Raw genomic sequence first — 3,064 nt, 5'->3', positions numbered from 1 at the left:
CGGCGGCGGCTGCCGCAGACCGCCCTGGTCGCGGTCTCGCACCGCCTCGGCCTGACCGCCATCGCCGACCAGTGCGTGATGGTGCAACGCGGGACCGTGTCGCCGCTGTTGTTGGCTGATCGGGCTTCCTGAGCCGACAGCATTCCCTCAGCGTCGCACTCATCAGCAGGGGCCGAACTCCGCTCAGCCCGCTGCAGCCTACTGCTTCGTATGCGTCAGGCAGTCCGATATTTGGGACCAGCAGAAAAACAAAACCCCGCAAGCGGGGTCTTGTTCCTATGTCGTGCCATCTGGACAGACATGACTAAATTGGGGCACTCCCCCTACGGGATATCGCACTTCATCTTTCCATCCACGTAGTACGGCTTGGGGACGTCCGGATTCTGGCTGGTCTTCTCGAACACCACCTCGAACGAGTTGGGGTCCGGCTTGCCCTTGCGTTCGGTGCAGGCGTCCTGCAACTTCTTCTTGACCGCGGCGATGCCGGCGTCGCGGTTGGCACCGTCGGCACTGTTGGTGAGATTGGCGACCTCGGCGAAGGCCGGCGAAGCAAGGCCCAGCAAGCTTCCTGCGAACACGAGTGCGTGCAGCGTCTTCATGGCGTCTCCTTGTTTTGATGTCCGTACGCGGTGGGAGGCGTGCGTTGCGGCGCATGCGGCAATGCCCGGCGCCGCGGCCGCCCTCCAGCGCGGAGCTAGGATAGGGAGTGCTGGTTAAGGCTTCGTAGGGATCGGCGCGCAAGACCGTCGCAGCAACATTCGACAGGTCAACGCAGCGCATTGACGCGGCGCTGGATCTTCGGGCCGAGCGCATGCTTTGACACGCGCCGGCTCGCCCATGGACGCACAGGCTGCGCAGGACGACTCAGCGACTACTCGGTCCGCGGCGCCTCGTAGTTCTGCCCAGGCTGCAGCGTGGTGACGTAGGGGCTGTTCCAATCGCGGTCGAAGATGCGCGTCAGCGTCTCGGCCGGCCCCTTGCCCTTGACGAACACCGAGGCGTCCACCGCGGTATTGAAGTAGCTCCATTCCCAGTTGCCGGTGCCGATTACGCTGCTGCGGTCGTCGGCCACCGCGTACTTGGCGTGCTCGACCCGCGCATACGGGATGAAGCCCTGCGGCGCCGGTGGCAGGCGGCTGAACTTCACCGCGATGTTCGGCAGTGCGGCCAGGCTTTTCAGATAGGCCTGCATCGGTTCGCGCAGCGCCCAGTCGGCGACGATGATGTGCACCTGCACGCCGCGCGCGGCGGCGTCGCGGATGGCGCTGTCGACCGGCGCCCACCAGCCCTTGGGCCCGAAGCTGCGGATCGCCGACAGCGTCATCACCTGGATGCGCAGCGCATGCTGGCTGGCGCGGATCATCTCGACCAGGGCCGGCTCCTCGGCGCTGACCCACGCCGGCTGCAGCGCCGGCGGGCTGAACGCGGGGAAGGCGACCAGCGGCGCGTCGCTGCCGGCATCCAGCAGCACCGGATCGGTGGCGGTGACCGGAACGAAGTCCGGCGGCTGCACACCGCGCGCCTGCGCCTTGGCCAGATTGCCGTCGTCGGCCAGGCGCCAGCTGTAGTCGAAGCTCGCGGCGAAGGTCTTGGCGAAGCGCGCGTCATCGATGCGCGCGCCGATCTCATGGATCTGCTCCAGCGCCCGCCAATCCCAGTTCTGGCTGCCGACGAACACGCTGGCGTCGTCGACGATCATGTACTTGGCGTGCAGCACGCCGCCGGTCAGCGTATCGACCGGCAGCACCCGCACGGTGATGCCCGGCACCTTGCCCAGCCAGGCGACGCTGTCCGGGTTCTTGGCCAGGAAGGTGTGGTCGACCAGCAGGTGCACCGCCACCCCGGCGCGGGCGCGGGCGGCCAGTGCGTCCAGTACCGGCGTCAGGCCGGTGCCGGACTTCTCGGAGATGTAGAACGCGGCGATGTCGATGCGCTGCCTGGCCCCGTTGATCATCGCCAGCCAGGTCTGCTGGGTGCGCGGCACGCCGGGTTCGCCGTAGACGCTGGCCTCGGGCACGCTCTCGACGATCTGGAACTGCGAGGGCTGCGGCCGGGCCTCGGCGCCGGTGGCTGCCGACAGCAGCAGGCAGGCCATGGCGGCGGACAGGAAGCGGCGTGCGGGATGCACGCTGGCGATGGAAGCGAGAGGCACGTTGGGTGTCCTTGCGGGAGCGTGGGAAGTGGATGCCGGGCGGCGATGCGCGTGCATGCTACCGGCAGCTGTCGTAGCTTGGCAGCCTGCTTTGCAGCGCATGTGTCAGTGAGATGGTCACGGCTGAGTTGGCGGTCCCGTCCAGGGGCGTCAGCGCTTCAAGGCAGAGCGCGCCACCAATGCGCACGCAGGCCGCGGCCGACCTTCATCGCTTGACCACTCACGGTCCTGATTGGATCAGGACGTCGCCATGCCGCGCCGTGCGGCGTTCGCAGAAGGAATGCATCGCCGTCCAACGGCACCGGCGATCGCGTCGTGCCGCGCGGGAGGGTTCAGGCGCGACCTTCGGCGAATGCGGCCTGCGCCTGCGCAAACCACTGCAGCACCTGCTGGCGATGCGGCTCGCCCCAGCAGCGCACGAACTGCTGGGTGTGGTGGTCGGTGAGGTCGTTGAGCGCGGCGATGCGTTGCGCGACGTAGGCAGGCTCCAGTCGCAGGCCGCAGTCGACCTCGATGCAGTGGCGCCAGGCGGTGTAGCTGTCGGGAATGATGGATGAAGACATGAAGATCCCTGGAGTTCGGCGCCCGTCGCGGCACAGGGCCACCGTGCGAGGCGCGTCGGTGGTGGCCGGATGCGAACCGCGGCTGACTGACGGCAACGGCAGGCTTGCGCCCGCGCTCGATAGTTCACTAATGTTATAGTGTAACTCAACCGATGCGCTGCATATGCGACCTGGCATTCCCCTGATCCTGTTGCTCCTCTCCGCCAGCTCGCCAGCCACCGCTGCGATCCGCCACCACGGCCCGCACGTGCACGGCCAGGCCAACCTGGAGGTCGCCGTCGACGGCACCGCCGTGGACGTGCAGCTCAGCGCGCCCGGCATCGGCATCCTCGATTTCGAACACCCGACG

The 3,064-nt window shown here is 67.5% G+C and carries 4 protein-coding genes; 1 reads left to right on the top strand and 3 read right to left on the bottom strand.

The features are described from left to right. Positions 1-323 precede the first annotated feature (323 nt). The 3 genes from D180_RS16820 to D180_RS16810 form a co-directional block, all read right to left on the bottom strand. Complete coding sequence (locus tag D180_RS16820) at positions 324-599, bottom strand: hypothetical protein (RefSeq protein ID WP_017910537.1); 276 nt, start codon at positions 597-599, stop codon at positions 324-326. A 272-nt stretch (positions 600-871) separates the two neighbouring features. After that, complete coding sequence (locus tag D180_RS16815) at positions 872-2,152, bottom strand: phospholipase D-like domain-containing protein (RefSeq protein WP_043091214.1); 1,281 nt, start codon at positions 2,150-2,152, stop codon at positions 872-874. 332 nt (positions 2,153-2,484) lie between these two features. Further along, positions 2,485-2,715 carry a hypothetical protein gene (locus D180_RS16810; protein ID WP_017913716.1) on the bottom strand — a complete coding sequence of 77 codons (231 nt, stop codon included), beginning with the start codon at positions 2,713-2,715 and terminating at the stop codon, positions 2,485-2,487. A 163-nt stretch (positions 2,716-2,878) separates the two neighbouring features. Between D180_RS16810 and D180_RS23120 the strand changes: the two genes are divergently transcribed. Then, positions 2,879-3,064, top strand: a 186-nt coding sequence (locus D180_RS23120) for a DUF2796 domain-containing protein (protein ID WP_232760558.1), incomplete at its 3' end; no start/stop codon positions are given.

Source organism: Xanthomonas sp. SHU 166 (genome assembly GCF_000364685.1).
GTDB classification, from domain to species: Bacteria; Pseudomonadota; Gammaproteobacteria; order Xanthomonadales; family Xanthomonadaceae; genus Xanthomonas_A; species Xanthomonas_A sontii.
The sequence above is the reverse complement of the archived record's forward strand: the minus strand, read 5'-3'. Positions and strand labels throughout refer to the sequence as shown.

Bases quoted from the DNA above. Each gene is read 5' to 3' on its own strand.
- D180_RS16810 (WP_017913716.1), bottom strand. From the start codon at position 2,715: ATGTCTTCATCCATCATTCCCGACAGCTACACCGCCTGGCGCCACTGC.
- D180_RS16820 (WP_017910537.1), bottom strand. From the start codon at position 599: ATGAAGACGCTGCACGCACTCGTGTTCGCAGGAAGCTTGCTGGGCCTT.